Genomic DNA, 17,040 nt, shown 5'->3' with positions numbered 1-17,040 from the left:
CTTAAATCATGCAAATTAATCATTGGTGTTTAGATATTTTACCACTTTGACAATGATTTTATATCCAATCAATTTTATGATAAAAGGAACACAATATGTACGCTGAAACTACTGATAATGCCTTTGAAATCAAAGACATTGTTGCTCGTGAAATCTTGGATTCTCGTGGCAACCCAACCATTGAGGCTGATGTGATTTTGGCTAATGGCGTATGCGGTCGTGCCGCCGCACCGTCTGGTGCATCAACAGGTTCTCGTGAGGCCCTTGAACTGCGTGATGGCGATAAGTCTCGTTATCTGGGTAAGGGTGTAAAAAAAGCTGTCGCCAATGTTAATAGCCAAATCCGTTCAGCACTCATGGACAAAGATGTTACTACACAAGCTGAAATTGACAAAATTTTGATTGAGCTTGATGGTACAGAAAATAAAGAAAAACTGGGAGCAAATGCCACGCTTGCAGTGTCTTTGGCTGCTGCGCGTGCTGCAGCGATTGCTAAAAATTTACCGCTACATCAGTACATCGCCAATCTGCGTGGTCAGACTTCTTTGACTATGCCTGTGCCGATGATGAATATTCTAAATGGTGGTGCACACGCAGACAACACTGTGGACATTCAAGAATTTATGATTGAGCCTGTAGGTTTTACCAGTTTCTCTGAAAGTCTGCGTGCAGGTACAGAAATTTTTCATAGTCTAAAATCTGTCCTAAAAGCTCAAGGGCTAAATACCGCAGTGGGTGATGAGGGTGGTTTTGCACCAAATCTACGCTCAAATGAAGAGGCCATCACTGTCATTATGAAAGCCATTGAGCAAGCAGGATATAAGGCAGGTCAGGACATCCATCTTGCTCTTGACTGTGCGTCTAGCGAGTTTTACAAAGACGGTCAGTATGTGTTAGAAGGCGAGGGTAAATCTTATACCAGCGAAGGTTTTGCTGACTATCTGGCAGGTTTATGTCGTCAATATCCAATCATCTCTATTGAAGATGGTCTTGATGAGAGCGACTGGGACGGCTGGGCGTATTTGACCAAGCAACTTGGCGACAAGGTGCAGTTGGTGGGTGATGATTTGTTTGTTACTAACCCAAAAATCTTAAAGCAAGGTATTGATCAGCATATTGCCAATGCCATTTTGATTAAATTTAATCAGATTGGTACGCTGTCTGAAACACTAGACGCCATTTATCTTGCTAAAGAAAATGGCTATGCAACCGTCATCAGCCACCGCTCTGGTGAAACCGAAGACAGTACGATTGCTGATTTGGCGGTGGGTACAGCGGCAGGTCAGATTAAGACAGGTTCGCTATGCCGATCTGACCGTGTTGCTAAGTACAACCAACTATTACGCATTGAGCAACAAGTAACTGCGGCTTTTCGTGGTCGTGAAGAATTTATCGGACTGCGTGGTTAATTGAGTGTATCTGTGGTAAACACAACAAAAAACTCAGCCTTCATGACTCAGCCTAAGCGTTTGGGTGGGGTGGGCTATGTGTGCCTGATAGGTTTTGCACTTGTCATATTGCTACTGTTGCAACATCAATATTGGCATGGTGAAAATGGCCATGCCAGTTTGAATGTGTTAAATGAACAAATTGCTAAACAAAACGCCATCAATACCGAGCAAGCCTATATCAATAATTTGTTGCGTGCTGATGTGCGTGATTTAAAAACTCAAACATCAGCCATTGAAGAGCATGCAAGGCTTGACTTGGGGTTGATCAAGTCTGGTGAAACCTTTTTTCAGTTGTCAAATGCACCTGTAACTTACAGTCGGCAAATGAACCAGGAATTGGACCAAGAGGCAGATGCCATTGAGCCTATTGAGAGCTTGGAAATAGATGACGGCACAGCACAATGATGATAAATAAGATTGGCACAATGCCAGTCTTATTTTTTTAATCAAACTTATTTTAATTAAATCAGGTAAAAAATGACAAATACACATCGTGCCATACACGCACTCATGGCGGCAGCAGGCAAAGGATCACGCTTTGGGGCTGATAAACCTAAGCAATATCTGACATTATCGGATAAAACTGTGCTAGAAGAGAGTATGGCAAGATTGAATATTGACGGTATTGATGACTTAACTTTGGTTGTTGCCCAAGATGATATGTATTTTGGGGATTTGACACTCATCTATGCCAAGCCAATTTATCAAGCGTGGGGCGGAGCAGAGCGATGGCAATCGGTGATGAATGGTGTTAAAAAGATTCGTGAGCGGGGTGCAGGTGATGATGATTGGGTGTTGATTCATGATGCAGCACGCCCTTGTTTGCCTGAGTCTGATTTGATGAAGCTTTTGCGTGCATTAGACAGTACGCCAAGACAAGGAGTGATACTTGCGACACCTGTCGTTGATACTTTAAAGCAAGTTGATGATGATAATATTATCAAAACAGTTGATAGAAATGGGTTGTGGCAAGCACAAACACCGCAAGCTTTTCATCTAAAAACACTTGAAAATGTCTTATCTAAGGTTTTAGAATGTGGACTAAATATCACCGATGAAGCAAGTGGTTTTGAAATGTTGGGGCATGGCGTGCAAATTGTGCATGGTTCACGGCTAAATATGAAGCTAACCCATGCAGAAGACTTGCCACTACTGCGACTTATTGCAACAAGTTTATTGGATTGATGACACATTTAGGAGGGTTATGCCAAGTATTATCAGCGTGTTCATCATTGCCTTTATGCTTGGTGTGTTGGCAGTCATGCCAAAAACATCACTTGGTGATGGTTTGTCTGCATGGTTTTTGACACCTTGGCTGTTTGGTGTATTATCAAGTGTGCTTGTGGCATCAGCTTTTGGGCTGATGATGACAAAAAAATTGCACTGTTTTGCGTTGAAGCGGACATTGCAATTACTGCTGTTGATGGTGCTGTTTGTACTATTTGGTTTGCGTGCGATGATGGCACATCATGAATTTGAGCAATTTACTATTGATAAGCCTTATACCGTAACGGCAACGGTACATATTGATGAAATCAGCGATGCTATTTATGACAAGTTTGCTGGTACAAGTTATCGGCAGAGGGCAAGGATTGATGACTTAAATTTGGTGCTGCATTTAGAAGGTGATGGCATGACAAGTTTGCATAATCCTTTTGCCAGCCCTCACGCTTCTATGCCATTTGTGCAATCAGATTTTTCTCAGCCCTCTCAAATGTCTTGGTCATCTGGCCTTGTTTCACTGCCCAGCACCATGACTGTACTGCTGATGGCAAATGCCAACACCACCAAAAATTTGCATCATCTTGATGGGCTAACCCCTAACACAACTGCTCGCATGACACTATTGCTTGAGCCAATTGACACAAAAAAGGGTGAAAATGGCTTTGATGGTAATATTTGGCTACATACCAGACACATTCATGCTAATGCACGCGTACTGTCAATTGATGATGTGGTGCATCATGCTGCTTATGATGATTTTGCTGAATATTTACAGGGGCTTCGGCAAAGATTACGAACGCATTTTTATGATGATTGGCATACGCTTGATACGCCAAATCAGCAAGCCAGAGCAGTGGCATTAAGCCTACTAACAGGCGATCGTGCGTTAATTAGCCGCACAACCAAAGAGCTGTATCAGTTGGCAGGTATTTCACATTTGCTTGCCATATCGGGCACTCATGTGGTGTTTTTGGCGGTGATGCTTGCAGGACTCATAACAGCGATATCAGACAGTATTTACCCCAAGATTTATACCTCGCTGTCGCGTTGGCAGATTCGTCTCATCGTAATGATTGTGGTGAGTGTTGTCTATGCAGTTTTTACAGGATTTGATGTGCCTGCTGTGCGTACGGTTTACATGCTTGTTATGATGTCAATAGCAAGGTATCTGGTATTGCCCATCTCAAATCTAACCATGTTGTTTATGGTGGGTTTGTTTATGGCGTGGCTTGATCCCTATGTGCTATGGCAGGCAGGTTTTTGGTTGTCCTTTGTGGCGGTACTGTTGCTCATGTGTTATGAAGCCCAAGTAATGCAGGGTGTGCCAATCGGTTTTCGGTTATGGCAAAACATAAAGCAACTGATCAGATTGCAGATTTGGCTGTTCATTGCCATGTTGCCACTATCCTTATTATTTTTTGGCAAAGTGTCATTATGGGGTGTTTTGGTTAATTTGTTTGCTGTGGGTTTATTTGGTGGTGTTATTGTGCCAATCAATCTGTTGGCAGGCGTGGCATTTGTCATTTCACCAAGTGTTGCCGATGTGCTTTGGGACTTATCATTAGCGATTTTGACCAAGATACACAATGCCTTTGAGCTATTTTTGTTAGGGGATTCTTGGTTGTATGCACCGTTTGGGGCGGCGGGCTTTTTGCTTTTTGGGCTGATGCTTTTGCCAATGTTGAGTAAAATCTTGCCTAAGTATATGGCGGTTTTACCATTGTCAATACTGACTTTGATGCTGATGAATGATGTATTTTTTGCACAAAAAAATCAGACGACTGCACTTAAAGTCATACCAACAGGCAATGAAAATTTTCAGGCGGTATTGATAAAAAATAACACACAAGCATGGTTGCTGTTGTCTGATTTTGGGGCAAAACCACTGTCTATCAGCCAAATCAATATTTTGACAGATGGGTTAAAACGCCAAGGTGTGAGTACATTAACAGGCGTGGTTGCTCAAACGCCAAACGCCAGCTTGCCCAGTGTGGTGGCAAGCATTCATGAGCGATTGCCGATTTTGCATTATTGGCAAGCAGGGCGTACGCAGGTATCTTTGAATACTTTGGCGGTACAAACTTGCCAAGCAGGGCAAATTTATCAGATGGAGGGCTTGTCGGTGCGTGCATTGACGGGTTGGCAAGAGATTGCTGATAAGACAGTTTGGGGCTGTACCATTGAGATACAAAGTCAGCAACCCATGCAGATTGATTTGGTTGCTACTGCTGATAAAAATGCCAAAAATTTTCAGGTCGCTGAGCAATCTAAGAATTATGATGCGTCTGATGATGTGGTCAATCCAGCCACGCCAGAGACGATTTATCGAGTGATTGTCAATGGAGCAACACACGATAATACTTGGCAACTTTGGCAGTGGATTTGCCAAGATGAAAAATCCAATATTGCTCCCAAAAAAGCCTCTTATGATGGGCTTTGGCTGTCTCATCCGCTTTCTAAAAGTGATGCAAATGTGCAACAAAAATTCATGACAGCACCGTGGTAGTCATTGTCCAGGCTATCATCTTGATGGCTTTTAGGGTACAATACGCACTATTTTGTCGAGGTCATCGTGCTTTGGCAAATCAACATTTAGTTATTGTGAAATTTAAAAATAAGGATAAAGACATGGCATGGCCACCAAATCCCAATTCTCATTCTAATCATCAAACATCGATTCCATCTGCATCATCAAAGTCTGCAACGCCAGAGTGGCAAATCATCGAAAAAACCATGTTGGCAAGTGTTCAAGAGCAGCGTCGTGCACGCCGTTGGAGCATATTTTTTAAGCTATTAACTTTTGCTTATGTGGTGCTTTTTGCATTAATATTTTCCCGTGGTTGTGCTCCAACTGAAATGACAAATGCACCACTTGGCATTGGCGAGCCACATTTGGCAGTTGTTGATGTTCAGGGGGTGATTTCATCAAGCAGTGAGGCAAATGCGTATCACATCAACAGTGCATTGACTGAGGCTTTTGAAAATGATAATGCCAAGGCGGTGGCGATTGCCATCAACTCACCTGGTGGTTCGCCTGTGCAATCTGATGAAGTCTGGCAAATGGCAATGCAGCTCAAAAAAGATTATCCTAATAAAAAGCTTTATGCTGTCATTGGTGATACAGGTGCGTCAGGTGCTTATTACATTGCGTCAGCAGCAGATGAAATATGGGTAAATTCATCAAGTTTGGTTGGTTCAATTGGTGTGATTATGTCGGGCTATAATATTGAGAAACTACTGGACAAAGCAGGCGTGGCTGATCGCACCATGACCGCAGGAGAATATAAAGACATCTTGTCCATCTCTCGTTCGATGTCCGATGTTGAGCGAGCCCATGTACAAAAAATGCTGAATACCACGCATCAAAACTTCATTGACGCTGTCAAACAAGGTCGTGGCGATAAACTTAAAAATCCTGATGAGAATCAATTATTTACAGGATTATTTTGGACAGGAAAAGATTCTGTGAAGCTGGGTTTGGCAGATAAGATTGGTGGTATGTCGCAACTTGAAAAACAGCTTGATTTAAAGCAGGTTAATTATAGCTATGTTGATCCTGTTAAGCAATTTTTTGACCGTTTTGGTGTGCAAGTGGGCAAGGGTTTGGGTCAGGGTGTTAAAATTGGTATTTTAGAAGAGGATATCTCTTTACGCTAATGATTGAGTTGGTTGACATCTTGATGTACTAATAAAAAAGGCGAATGAAAGTTCGTCTTTTTTATTGTGGCAATGCTGATTTTTTAGTTGAATGAGTAATCTAGCAATCCATCTAGCAATCTAAGTCGCAATTTTTATTAATGTCAGCCAAGGCCTCATCAATAATTTTTTGACTGACACCTTTTTTGCGTAATTTTTCGATGAATAAAACATCATCGGCTAGGCTGTAATTACAATTATCACGATCAAGACCTTGACGAATATATAAGCGAATTAGGCCTTGAATGCGGTTAAAGCCATGCACACTGGCAGTCTCTTCTAGATGGGCGATGATTTCTTCGGATAAACGAAGATGCACAGGACGCATGATGATTTCTGGGTGGCTTAGGTATTTGTTTTTAATTTTTGGGGAAATCATGAGATATTTTGGGTTGTCAATGAGTGATGAGTTTTATATTTTATCATAAATTTTATTAAAATAACCAATTGACCATGATAATAACTGTGACAATTTGTGATTTTGACAAGTTTCAACCCAATGAATTTTTAATGATAAATTTGGCGTAATTTGTCAGCTAAATTTGTTATAATAACACGAATTTTAACTAAGATAAAAGGTGTTATTATGTCTTGGCAGCAGCTGCATTTACAATGCTCAAAAGATCAAGTTGAGTTTGCCGAAGCGTTATTTTATGAAGAAGGGGCGGTTTCGATCATTCTAGAAGATGCTGGTGATGAACCATTGTTTGAGCCAATGCCTGGTGAAGAACCACTTTGGGCGGATGTGGTCTTGACCGCCATTTTTGATACCAATTCTGATGACCGCTTTGATGGTACAGACTTTGAAGGCATGGCAAGTACGATTGCCGCCCAAGTAGGCGCAACTCGATTTTGGACGACACGACTTGACGATAAGGACTGGTCTCGTGAGTGGATGAAACATTATAAGCCTGTCAAATGTGCGGGCAATTTATGGATTGTGCCAGAGTGGCTAAAAGCCCCTGATCCAGAGGCAATCAACCTGATTTTAGACCCTGGTCTTGCTTTTGGGACTGGCTATCATGCCACAACGCGTCTATGTCTTGATTGGTTGTCTGGTCAAGATTTAACCGATAAAGTTGTGATTGATTATGGCTGTGGCTCTGGCGTGCTTGGTGTGGCAGCCTTACTACTTGGGGCAAAGTGTGTTTATGCTGTAGATATTGACCCACAGGCAATCTTGGCGACCAAACAAAACGCTGCCTTAAATGGCGTGGCTGACCGCCTAGAAGTGTTCTTGCCAGAGGAATTTTCTGCTTTTCAAAAGGCAGAGTGCCTACAAGCTGATGTCATCACAGCAAATATCCTTGCCAAGCCACTCATTGGCTTTGCACCGTATTTTAGTATGTTGCTAAAAGATGGAGGATTAATTGTACTGGCAGGTCTGATTGAAAATCAAACCCAAGATGTGATTGATGCTTATGTGCCATTTTTTACTCTTGATGATGTATTTAATTATGCCAATGCAGATGATCATCATTGGCATAGATTATCAGGCGTTAAGAACTGATAAAGCCATGAATTTTAAAGTATCAATGTAAAAACCCATGCGCATTGGTATGCTGGCTAATATTATCGTATGCTAAAAATCAAAGTCAGGCATGCACCCCTTTATAAAAATTGCTTAAAGTGGTATATTATGGGTGCTTTGTTGGTTTCTTTTTGTATTTTATATTATATTAAGGTGTGTTATGAGTTTTGAGCGTTTTGCCTTGCTGTCTGTGTCTGATAAAGCAGGTATTGTTGAATTTGCCAAAGGCTTGAGCGAAGCTGGTTTTGGCATTTTATCTACTGGTGGTACATTTAAGTTATTGACCGAATCTGGCGTAAAAGCCATTGAAGTCTCTGCCCACACAGGTTTTAGTGAAATGATGGACGGTCGTGTTAAGACGCTGCATCCTAAAATTCATGGTGGTATTTTGGGTCGCCGTGGTATTGATGATGAGGTGATGAATGAACATGGCATTGACCGCATTGATATCGTTGCTGTCAACTTATATCCATTTGCCCAGACTGTTGCCAAACCTAATGTAAAAATGTCAGACGCCATTGAAAATATTGACATTGGCGGCCCTGCGATGGTGCGTTCTGCTGCCAAAAACCATGCTCATGTTGGCATCATCACAAATCCTGCTGACTATGAGCGTGTGCTGAGTGAGATTAATAATACTGGTGAGATTAGCTATGCCACCAGATTTGATCTGGCGGTCAAAGCTTTTGAGCACACAGCAGGTTATGATGGCATGATTGCTTCTTTCTTTGGAGCAAGACTCAATGAAAATGCTGTTTGCCCAAGCGAAGATTCAACACCAACAACTGATTTTTCGCGTACTTTTAATGCTCAGTTATATAAATCTCAAGAACTACGCTATGGTGAAAATCCGCATCAAAAAGCGGCATTTTATGTAGAAAGCGGTGCAAAAGAGGCATCTGTTTCAACAGCTTGCCAGCTCCAAGGCAAAGAATTATCTTATAATAATATTGCCGATACAGATGCTGCCTTAGAATGCGTTAAATCATTCACCAAGCCTGCTTGCGTCATCGTTAAGCATGCCAATCCTTGTGGTGTGGCGGTATCGTCAGATGGGATTTTAGATGCTTATAATTTGGCTTATGCAACCGATCCAGAGTCGGCATTTGGTGGTATCATCGCCTTTAACCGTGAGCTGGACATCAATACCGCAAAAGCCATCGTTGAGCGTCAATTTGTTGAAGTGATCATCGCCCCAAGTGTGGCTGACGGTGTGTTAGACATCACAGGTGCGAAGAAAAATATCCGCGTGCTTGTCTGCGGTGAGTTGCCAGCTCCCAATCATCGTGTTACTCAACTTGATTATAAGCGTGTTAATGGCGGTCTTTTGGTGCAGGACCAAGATTTGGGCATGATTGATAAAGATGATTTGAAAGTGGTTACTAAGCGAGCACCAACCGACGCAGAATTAGATGATTTAATTTTTGCTTGGAAGGTTGCCAAATATGTTAAGTCTAATGCCATTGTGTATGCCAAAAACCGTCAGACCATCGGTATTGGTGCAGGCCAGATGAGCCGTGTAAATTCTGCTCGCATTGCCGCCATTAAAGCTGAGCATGCAGGCCTTGTGGTTGAAGGTGCGGTCATGGCATCAGATGCCTTTTTCCCATTCCGAGATGGCATTGATAATGCCGCCGCTGCTGGTATTAAGTGCATTATCCAGCCTGGGGGTTCTATGCGTGATGATGAGACAATTGCTGCTGCTAATGAGCATGGGATTGCCATGGTATTTACAGGAATGCGTCATTTTCGCCACTAGTTTTTTTAAATACAAAAAATCCGCTCAAGTTTGAGCGGATTTTTTATTGATTTGATTAAAAATAGCTTAGGTTTTTTAATGACTCAACCAAATTTAATGACAGTCCAATCTAGTGGTTTAAAAAATCATCTGTTGCTTCATTAGGTATGGGCGATTCTTTGCTATTTGGTTTGGTGTGAGATGGGCTTTCATCAAAAATGCCGTTGGTTTGGTCTGTTTGTATGTCTATCAAGCGATCATCACCAAGTTCATTGATTTGGTCATCAAATTGACCGTCATAAAAAAAACTGCTGGTACAATCAGCATAATTATTGGGGGTGTACTGACGAATGACAGGCAGCCAAAGTGCATTTTGACAACCCTCTTGAGACAGTAACCCTGTACCATTATCCAGCCATACCCATTCAATATTGTCTGGTTTGGCAAGATTGACAGGCTTGTGTTTTAGTGATTGCATGAATGCACGCCAAATCGGCAAGGCGTGTTTACTGCCTGTCAGGCCTGCTGGTTTATTATCATCTCGCCCAACCCATACTACCGAAACATAGTTGCCACTATATCCTGCAAACCAAGCATCTCGCCCATCGTTAGTTGTGCCTGTTTTGCCTGCTAAGTTTAGGCCAGAATCAAAATTTCCTGCTTGTGCTGTGCCATGTTTAAATATTTGTTGCATGGCATGATTGGTAAGATAAGTTGCCTCTGGCGATAGACGGATTTGGGTACGCTTGTCGCTATTTTGTAGGACATTGCCTTTATCGTCAATGACCTTATTGATGGTGTGTAGAGGTGTACTCATGCCACCATTGGCAAAAATCTGATACACACCAAGCATTTCTACTGGTGATAAATCTACCGCCCCAAGTAATATCGATGGATAATTAGAAAAACTTTCATTGACGCCAAGTGAATTTAATTGGCGATGAAAAATATTAAGACCGAATTCCATGCCAACATTAACTGCTGCTTGATTATAAGACTGTGCAAGGGCGGTCATTATGGGTGTCTGGCCGTGTGATACACCGTTGTAATTTTTTGGGGTCCAAGCTTTGCCATTGATGGTGTAGCTGATAGGGCTGTCATCAACACTGCTGGCAAGGTTGTAACGACCTGACTGAAAGGCGGTAAGGTAAATGACTGGCTTTAATAGTGAGCCAACTTGGCGTTTGGTATCAATAGCACGGTTAAAACCTGTGAAGTTATCACGACTACCAACAATAGAAACTATCTCGCCTGTAGTGGGGTTGGCACTCACCAAAGCACCTTGTAGATTGTTGTTGGTGCCGTTGATGATGGCTTTGGTGGCGTGTGCTTGGGCGATGGGGTCAAGTGTTGAGATGATTTTAAGACCTCGATTTTGCAGGTCTTCTTCACGATAGTAGGCTTTGAGCTCACGAGAGATCGCATCAAAAAAATCAGGAAACCGACTTCGAGAGATGGTTGGGGTCTTAACCACATCTAGAGCTCTTTTGGTGGCGATGTCGTATTCGCTTTGGCTGATTTTGCCTGTGGTGAGCATATTGTGCAATACTGTATTTCGCCGTTCTAGTGCACGCTCTGGGTGCTTTCTAGGATTGTAATAACTAGATCCTTTGGCAATGCCAACAAGCAGGGCATACTGATCAAGGCGAAGTTCGGATAGGGGCTTATTAAAATAAAACTGCGAGGCAATACCAAAGCCATTTACCGAGCGATTGCCATTTTGCCCAAGGTTAATTTCATTTAAATAAGCAAGCAAAATTTCATCTTTGCCGTAGTGTAGCTCTAACAACAATGCCATGATTGCTTCATTGGCTTTGCGTCTGAGTGTGCGTTCAGAATTTAGATAAAAGTTTTTGATGAGCTGTTGGGTGATGGTTGAGCCGCCTTGGCGTGCACCACCTGTCAGATTTGATAAAATCGCACGAGCTGTACCACGCAAAGAGATGCCATGATGCTCAAAAAAATTGCGGTCTTCGGTGGCAACAAGTGCATTGACCAAATGTTTTGGCACATTGTCTGGTGTGAGCAAAATGCGATCTTCATTGTTTTGTGGATAGATGCCACCGACATTGACAGGCTCTAGGCGTAGCATGCTTTTGTTGGTGGGACTGCTTGTCATAAGGCGTGTGATTTTGCCATTAAGAAGGCTTATTTTGATGGTTTGTTTGCTCTCTACATCACCGTTGCCGTAATCAAAACCACGCGTATAAATTGTGTAGGTATCGCCCGATTTTTGATAGCCACCTTGCGATGATGAATTTTGACTGTAATTGAGCAATTTTAGCCAAGTATCAAGATCGTCATTATTTAAAGGTGCATTAGGATATAGTTCTAACGGTCTAGAATAAACGGTTGCAGGAATGTCCCAACGGCGATTTTCAAATTTATTGATGATTGTGCTATTTAGATAATAAGCATACAACCCAAGCAAAATCATTGCCGTCATGATAATGATGAGTAGAATAAAACCAATCACCGAGCCGTTTTGGTGCTTTATCGCACCGTTTTTTGGTAAGTTTTTTATTGACATAAGATTTTGTTTTATAAAAAATGATGAACCATACTAACGATTTGTTGGTATTTTGGCAAGTGTTAAAATGATTTTTGCCTGTGATTTGCCTGTGATTTGCTTTGTATTGATTTGACCTAGGTATTCTTAGTTTTGTTCTGATGGGCAATATGTGGGTGGAACACTTATTAAAAGCCATTAAAATATGATTATGTTATAATAAAGTCTGCAATCATGCGATTAACTGTCGGAAAAAAACAATGAATGCCGTGAGCGATGTGGATAAAAGCGTTGATGAAATTGCCCACTCTTTAATTTTACCACCTGAGGGTGCGTGTTTTCACTGTGGTGAGGTGCTACCAAAAGAGCCATTTTTTGCGGTGATTTTTGAAAAACCACGCCCTATGTGCTGTTTGGGGTGTCAGTTGGCAGCCCAAAGTATTGTAGAGTCTGGGTTGTCTCAGTATTATCTTGACCGCCGTGAGATTAGCCCAACTGCAAGTTTACCTGATGCGATGAACTTTGATGCATATAATCATGATGACATCAAAGCACAATTTGTCTATGCTGAAGATGGCGGTAATACAGCAGAGTTATCGGTACTCAATCTACGGTGTTCAGCGTGTACTTGGTTGATTGAGACACGACTGCGTGCTATTGATGGCGTGCGTATGTGCCAAGTAAACTTAACTCAGCAAAGAATGCGTGTCAATTGGGACGAGAGTCGCTGTGATATTGGGCAAATTTTACAGGCGGTGCATTCGGTAGGTTATGAGGCCAAGCCGTATCGCCAAGATACACACGAGGCCATGCTAAAACGCCAAAATAAACAAATGCTCATTCGCTTGGCCATTGCAGCACTTGGGGCGATGCAAGCAATGATGTTTTCTATTGGTATGTATTTTGGTGAGCATACAGGCATACTCATTGAACATCGAGATTTTTTGCGTTATGTGGCACTTTTTGTTACCATTCCTGTGATTTTTTATGCTGGCATACCATTTTTTTTATCTGCTTATAATACTTTAAAAGTACGCCAAGTGAATATGGATGTGCCTGTATCCATTGCTCTTATCACAACTTTTAGTGCAAGTGTTTATGCGACCTTGACAGGGACTGGCGAGGCGTATTTTGACTCGGTATCAATGTTTATTTTCTTTCTTTTGGCAGGGCGTTATATTGAGCAAAACGCTCGTCTAAAAGCGTCAAATATGGCCTCAGACCTTGTGGTAATTGAGCCGATTTTATTATCAAAAATTGCTCATGATGATGATTTGGCTGTCCAATTGATGAACAATGCAGGCTGTCAAGATGACAATAGAGACATCATCAAAAATTGGTGGCAATCTCATCTAGATATTCATACTGATTTGCCAAATGCTCATGCTGATAAAGATAAAATACTTGCCCAATCGGTGGCGGTAGGCGACATCATTCGTATTGATGCAGGTTCACACATTGTCTCTGATGGTGTGCTTTTATCTGATACTGCCACGGTGTCGCAGAGTCTTTTGACAGGTGAAAGTGATTTGATTGTCAAAACTTGTGGCGATCAAGTGGTGGGTGGCTCACAAAATGACAGTCAGCCTTTTTTTATGGTTGTTACCACCAAAGTTGATGACAGTCAGATTGCTCTGATTGACCGTCTGATGAATCGTGCAATGAGCGAGAAGCCTAAAATTGCCCAAGATGCCGACAAGATGGCGCGTTGGTTTGTTGCTCGTGTATTGATATTGGCTTACCTTGTTTTTGCGGTATGGTGGTTTATTGATAAAAACGAAGCACTGTGGGCAACGGTGGCGGTGCTTGTAGCGACCTGCCCATGTGCATTGAGTCTGGCTACACCCATTGCATTGACAGTGGCGACTAACCGCTTGGCAAAGAATGACTTTTTGGCAACCCGTGGTCATGTCATTCAGACGCTTTCTGAGGTCTGTTGTGCTTGTTTTGATAAAACTGGCACATTGACTTTAGGGCAGGCAAATCTATTAGATACGGTCAGCGTAATCAATAAGACGCAGGCTTTAAAAGTTGCTGCAGCTCTTGAGGTTGGCTCAAAACACCCTGTGGCACGGGCGATTTTGACGGCGGCACATGGTCTACATTTGCCAGAGGTTAAAGACAGTGTTCACCATGTGGCAGGTGGTGTTGAGGGAGAGATTGAAGGGGTTTTATATCGTATAGGGCATGAAAAATTTGTCCGGCCAAAAGGTGAATTGCCGATCAATTTGGCGGAAAATCTTGCCAAACATCAGGCCAATATGTCGGTGCTTTTATCGTGCCATGTGGCAGGTGAGTGGCAGGTATTGGCAAGATTTTATTTTAACGATGCCATTCGTGCTGATGCAAAGGCAATGATTGATGAATTAAAGCGGCAAGGTATCATGACCATCATGCTGACAGGTGATCCTAATCCCAATGCCCTTGAAGTGGCAAAATCGTTGGGTATTGAGCGTGCTTATTTTGGCCTAACGCCAGCAGATAAGGTTGATCATATTAAAGATTTGCAGGCCAAAGATGCTACCGTATTGATGGTGGGTGATGGCATTAATGACGCACCAGTACTTGCAGCGGCAAATGTTTCAACGGCAATGGCAGGAGCGGCAGACTTGGCACAAGTATCGTCAGATAGCGTATTGCTTGGGGGGCGACTATTGTCAATTAGCAAGGCAATTAATTTGGCGATTAGGACTCAAAAAATCATTCGCCAAAACCTTCGTTGGGCAATTATTTATAACGCCACGGTGTTAATTCCTGCGGCATTTGGCTATGTACCACCTTGGCTTGCGGCAATTGGTATGTCGCTGTCTAGTCTGCTTGTGGTGGCAAATGCCATGCGGTTGAAGCGTTGATTTTAAAGGTTGATGTCATTACTTGTGTATTTAATTGATGGCGATACAAGCTTAGCATTCTGCGATAAAACTTGTGATGCTGTGATGCAGTTTGTCTCGTTTTAGATTGATAAAAAAACCGCACTTAAAAAAATGCGGTTTTTTATGTTATTGACTTAAAATCAATCGTCTTGCAAATAGCCGATTAAACGCAAAAATTCAATATACATCCAAACCAGCGTTGATAGAATGCCAATGCTATAGGTCCATTCGTATTCTTGTGAGACGCCATATTGCACGCCTTTTTCAACATTATCAAAATCAAGCAACAGGCTAAATGATGCAATGATGGTAACAAAAACGCTAAAGCCAATTGCTACCATGCCTCCATCAAAAAGCAAGGGCAGACTTGAGCCAAACAGTCTAAAACCAAGTTGCACAAGGTATAAAATACCAATGGCAATGATGGCTGATGTTAGGATTGAGCGAAATTTTTCGGTAACTTTGACAATACCTGTGGTGTATAGCGTCAGCATGACGGCTGCTGTGATGAAAGTTGCCGATAAGGCTGACAATGGCACGCTAGGATATCTAAAATACATGATGGTACTAAATGCACCTAGCAATACACCTTCACAAAGGGCGTATGGTACAGCAAGGCTTTTGGCTAAATGTGGCTTAAACGCACTTGCCAAGCCTAAACCCATGCCAGCAAAAAGGCCGACCAATGCCAGTGGATACAGCATATTTATGGATATACCACCCATCAAAGCATAAAAGAATACGCCAAAACCAGAGATGGCAGCAAGTGCTAACAAAAATGCACTTTTGCGAACCACACCGCCGACAGACATGGTAACACCGCCGACAGCAAGTTCGGTACGGCTAATGATAGGATTTGCCATATTTTTTCCTTGTATCATTTAAGGTTGTGGATAATTATTTAATTGATTATAAAGAGATTTTTTTAAAAATCAAGTTTTTTGTAGGGCTGATAATTGATTTTGTTTTTCTAAAAACTTGTCTTGTACTAAGATTGTGTTTTTTGGTATCATATGCTTTATTTTTTTATTGGTTGTTATGTCGAATTTTATCAATAATCACCCAAAGCGTCCGCCATTTCGTCGTATTGGCGTTATGGGGCGTGCTGGAAAAAGCAGTGTTATACAAACTTTGAATGAGCTGATTGCTTTACTTGATGAACGAGATTTATCTATTATTATTGATACTGAAACGGCCGCCATTCAGGGTTTGCAACTTGATTTTGACAGAGTGGATGGGCATCAATTTAAGATTGTTCCGCGTCAAAAAATCGGTGAATATTGTGATTTTGTGATTGTGGTTGGTGGTGATGGCTCGATGTTGCACGCAGCCAGCGTTTTGGCGGGTACTGATGTGCCCGTACTTGGTATCAATCGTGGTCGTTTGGGATTTTTGGCAGATGTCAATCCTGATGAGTTAAATGAGCGTTTGTTGCGGGTATTAGATGGTGATTATTGGTTGGTTGAGCGGTTTTTATTAACTTTCAAAATTGTACAAAATGATGAAAACGGTAAGCCGACCGATGTCGTCATTCATGAAGATGTGGCACTTAATGATGTGGTGCTTCACGCTGGAAAGTCGGTACATACCATCGACTTTGAGCTACACATCAATGATTCGCCTGTCTATCGTCAGCACGCAGATGGCCTGATTGTTTCTACACCAACAGGTTCAACTGCTTACTCGTTGTCGGCTGGTGGACCAATTATCCACCCAACAATTGATGCAATTTGTCTTGTCCCTATGCACCCACACACGCTATCAAGCCGACCGCTCGTGGTGGCAGGCGGTAACCAAATCGCCATCAATATTCACAAAGATAACCGCACGCAACCAATGGTTGGGGCTGATGGCAAGGCGTCTGCACCACTTGACAATGACCAAACTTTACTGATTGCCAAACATGAAAAGACATTATTGCTACTACACCCACCAGGCTATAATTTTTATGAAGCGTGTCGCACCAAGCTTCACTGGAATTTGTATAACGAAGAATTTGCCCTAAAAACTTAAATGAT

General features: G+C 42.1%; 12 protein-coding genes. 9 read left to right on the top strand and 3 right to left on the bottom strand.

Annotated elements, in window-relative coordinates:
• The first annotated feature begins 95 nt into the window (after positions 1–95).
• The 5 genes from eno (at position 96) to sppA (ending at position 6,332) form a co-directional block, all read left to right on the top strand.
• Positions 96–1,409, top strand: coding sequence for a phosphopyruvate hydratase (gene eno, locus U9670_RS01685; RefSeq protein WP_323841743.1), 1,314 nt, complete (start codon positions 96–98; stop codon positions 1,407–1,409).
• A 42-nt stretch (positions 1,410–1,451) separates the two neighbouring features.
• Positions 1,452–1,856, top strand: a complete 405-nt coding sequence (locus U9670_RS01680) for an FtsB family cell division protein (RefSeq protein WP_323841744.1) — start codon at positions 1,452–1,454, stop codon at positions 1,854–1,856.
• A gap of 72 nt (positions 1,857–1,928) precedes the next feature.
• On the top strand, positions 1,929–2,636 hold the full coding sequence (gene ispD, locus U9670_RS01675; protein WP_323841745.1) for a 2-C-methyl-D-erythritol 4-phosphate cytidylyltransferase: 708 nt from the start codon (positions 1,929–1,931) through the stop codon (positions 2,634–2,636).
• A 19-nt stretch (positions 2,637–2,655) separates the two neighbouring features.
• A complete protein-coding gene (locus U9670_RS01670; RefSeq protein ID WP_323841746.1) occupies positions 2,656–5,181 on the top strand; it encodes a ComEC/Rec2 family competence protein in 2,526 nt (841 codons plus the stop codon).
• Positions 5,182–5,303: 122 nt separating this feature from the next.
• Entirely contained in the window at positions 5,304–6,332 is a 1,029-nt protein-coding gene (sppA, locus tag U9670_RS01665; protein ID WP_323841747.1) for a signal peptide peptidase SppA, read from the top strand.
• A 112-nt stretch (positions 6,333–6,444) separates the two neighbouring features.
• Here the strand turns inward: sppA and U9670_RS01660 are convergent, their stop codons facing one another.
• A complete protein-coding gene (locus U9670_RS01660) occupies positions 6,445–6,750 on the bottom strand; it encodes a CopG family transcriptional regulator (RefSeq protein WP_323841748.1) in 306 nt (101 codons plus the stop codon).
• Between the two features lie 207 nt (positions 6,751–6,957).
• Between U9670_RS01660 and prmA the strand changes: the two genes are divergently transcribed.
• Positions 6,958–7,881, top strand: coding sequence for a 50S ribosomal protein L11 methyltransferase (gene prmA, locus U9670_RS01655; protein WP_323841749.1), 924 nt, complete (start codon positions 6,958–6,960; stop codon positions 7,879–7,881).
• Between the two features lie 181 nt (positions 7,882–8,062).
• Positions 8,063–9,661 carry a bifunctional phosphoribosylaminoimidazolecarboxamide formyltransferase/IMP cyclohydrolase gene (gene purH, locus U9670_RS01650; RefSeq protein WP_323841750.1) on the top strand — a complete coding sequence of 533 codons (1,599 nt, stop codon included), beginning with the start codon at positions 8,063–8,065 and terminating at the stop codon, positions 9,659–9,661.
• A 109-nt stretch (positions 9,662–9,770) separates the two neighbouring features.
• Here the strand turns inward: purH and mrcB are convergent, their stop codons facing one another.
• Positions 9,771–12,170 (bottom strand): penicillin-binding protein 1B, encoded by a 2,400-nt coding sequence (gene mrcB / locus U9670_RS01645; protein ID WP_323841751.1) that lies wholly within the window; start codon positions 12,168–12,170, stop codon positions 9,771–9,773.
• Between the two features lie 239 nt (positions 12,171–12,409).
• Here mrcB and U9670_RS01640 point away from each other — a divergent pair, with 239 nt between their 5' ends.
• Positions 12,410–15,001, top strand: a complete 2,592-nt coding sequence (locus tag U9670_RS01640; RefSeq protein ID WP_323841752.1) for a heavy metal translocating P-type ATPase — start codon at positions 12,410–12,412, stop codon at positions 14,999–15,001.
• A 161-nt stretch (positions 15,002–15,162) separates the two neighbouring features.
• Here the strand turns inward: U9670_RS01640 and U9670_RS01635 are convergent, their stop codons facing one another.
• Positions 15,163–15,885, bottom strand: coding sequence for a Bax inhibitor-1/YccA family protein (locus tag U9670_RS01635; RefSeq protein ID WP_323841753.1), 723 nt, complete (start codon positions 15,883–15,885; stop codon positions 15,163–15,165).
• Positions 15,886–16,060: 175 nt separating this feature from the next.
• Between U9670_RS01635 and U9670_RS01630 the strand changes: the two genes are divergently transcribed.
• Positions 16,061–17,035 carry an NAD(+) kinase gene (locus U9670_RS01630; protein WP_323841754.1) on the top strand — a complete coding sequence of 325 codons (975 nt, stop codon included), beginning with the start codon at positions 16,061–16,063 and terminating at the stop codon, positions 17,033–17,035.
• Positions 17,036–17,040: the final 5 nt, after the last annotated feature.

The sequence above is a fragment of the Moraxella tarda genome (assembly GCF_035181405.1).
Lineage (GTDB): Bacteria > Pseudomonadota > Gammaproteobacteria > Pseudomonadales > Moraxellaceae > Moraxella.
Note: the sequence above shows the minus strand (reverse complement) of the source record. Positions and strands in the feature narration are given on the sequence as shown.

Bases quoted from the DNA above. Each gene is read 5' to 3' on its own strand.
- eno (WP_323841743.1), top strand. From the start codon at position 96: ATGTACGCTGAAACTACTGATAATGCCTTTGAAATCAAAGACATTGTT.
- U9670_RS01680 (WP_323841744.1), top strand. From the start codon at position 1,452: ATGACTCAGCCTAAGCGTTTGGGTGGGGTGGGCTATGTGTGCCTGATA.
- ispD (WP_323841745.1), top strand. From the start codon at position 1,929: ATGACAAATACACATCGTGCCATACACGCACTCATGGCGGCAGCAGGC.
- U9670_RS01670 (WP_323841746.1), top strand. From the start codon at position 2,656: ATGCCAAGTATTATCAGCGTGTTCATCATTGCCTTTATGCTTGGTGTG.
- sppA (WP_323841747.1), top strand. From the start codon at position 5,304: ATGGCATGGCCACCAAATCCCAATTCTCATTCTAATCATCAAACATCG.
- U9670_RS01660 (WP_323841748.1), bottom strand. From the start codon at position 6,750: ATGATTTCCCCAAAAATTAAAAACAAATACCTAAGCCACCCAGAAATC.
- prmA (WP_323841749.1), top strand. From the start codon at position 6,958: ATGTCTTGGCAGCAGCTGCATTTACAATGCTCAAAAGATCAAGTTGAG.
- purH (WP_323841750.1), top strand. From the start codon at position 8,063: ATGAGTTTTGAGCGTTTTGCCTTGCTGTCTGTGTCTGATAAAGCAGGT.
- mrcB (WP_323841751.1), bottom strand. From the start codon at position 12,170: ATGTCAATAAAAAACTTACCAAAAAACGGTGCGATAAAGCACCAAAAC.
- U9670_RS01640 (WP_323841752.1), top strand. From the start codon at position 12,410: ATGAATGCCGTGAGCGATGTGGATAAAAGCGTTGATGAAATTGCCCAC.
- U9670_RS01635 (WP_323841753.1), bottom strand. From the start codon at position 15,885: ATGGCAAATCCTATCATTAGCCGTACCGAACTTGCTGTCGGCGGTGTT.
- U9670_RS01630 (WP_323841754.1), top strand. From the start codon at position 16,061: ATGTCGAATTTTATCAATAATCACCCAAAGCGTCCGCCATTTCGTCGT.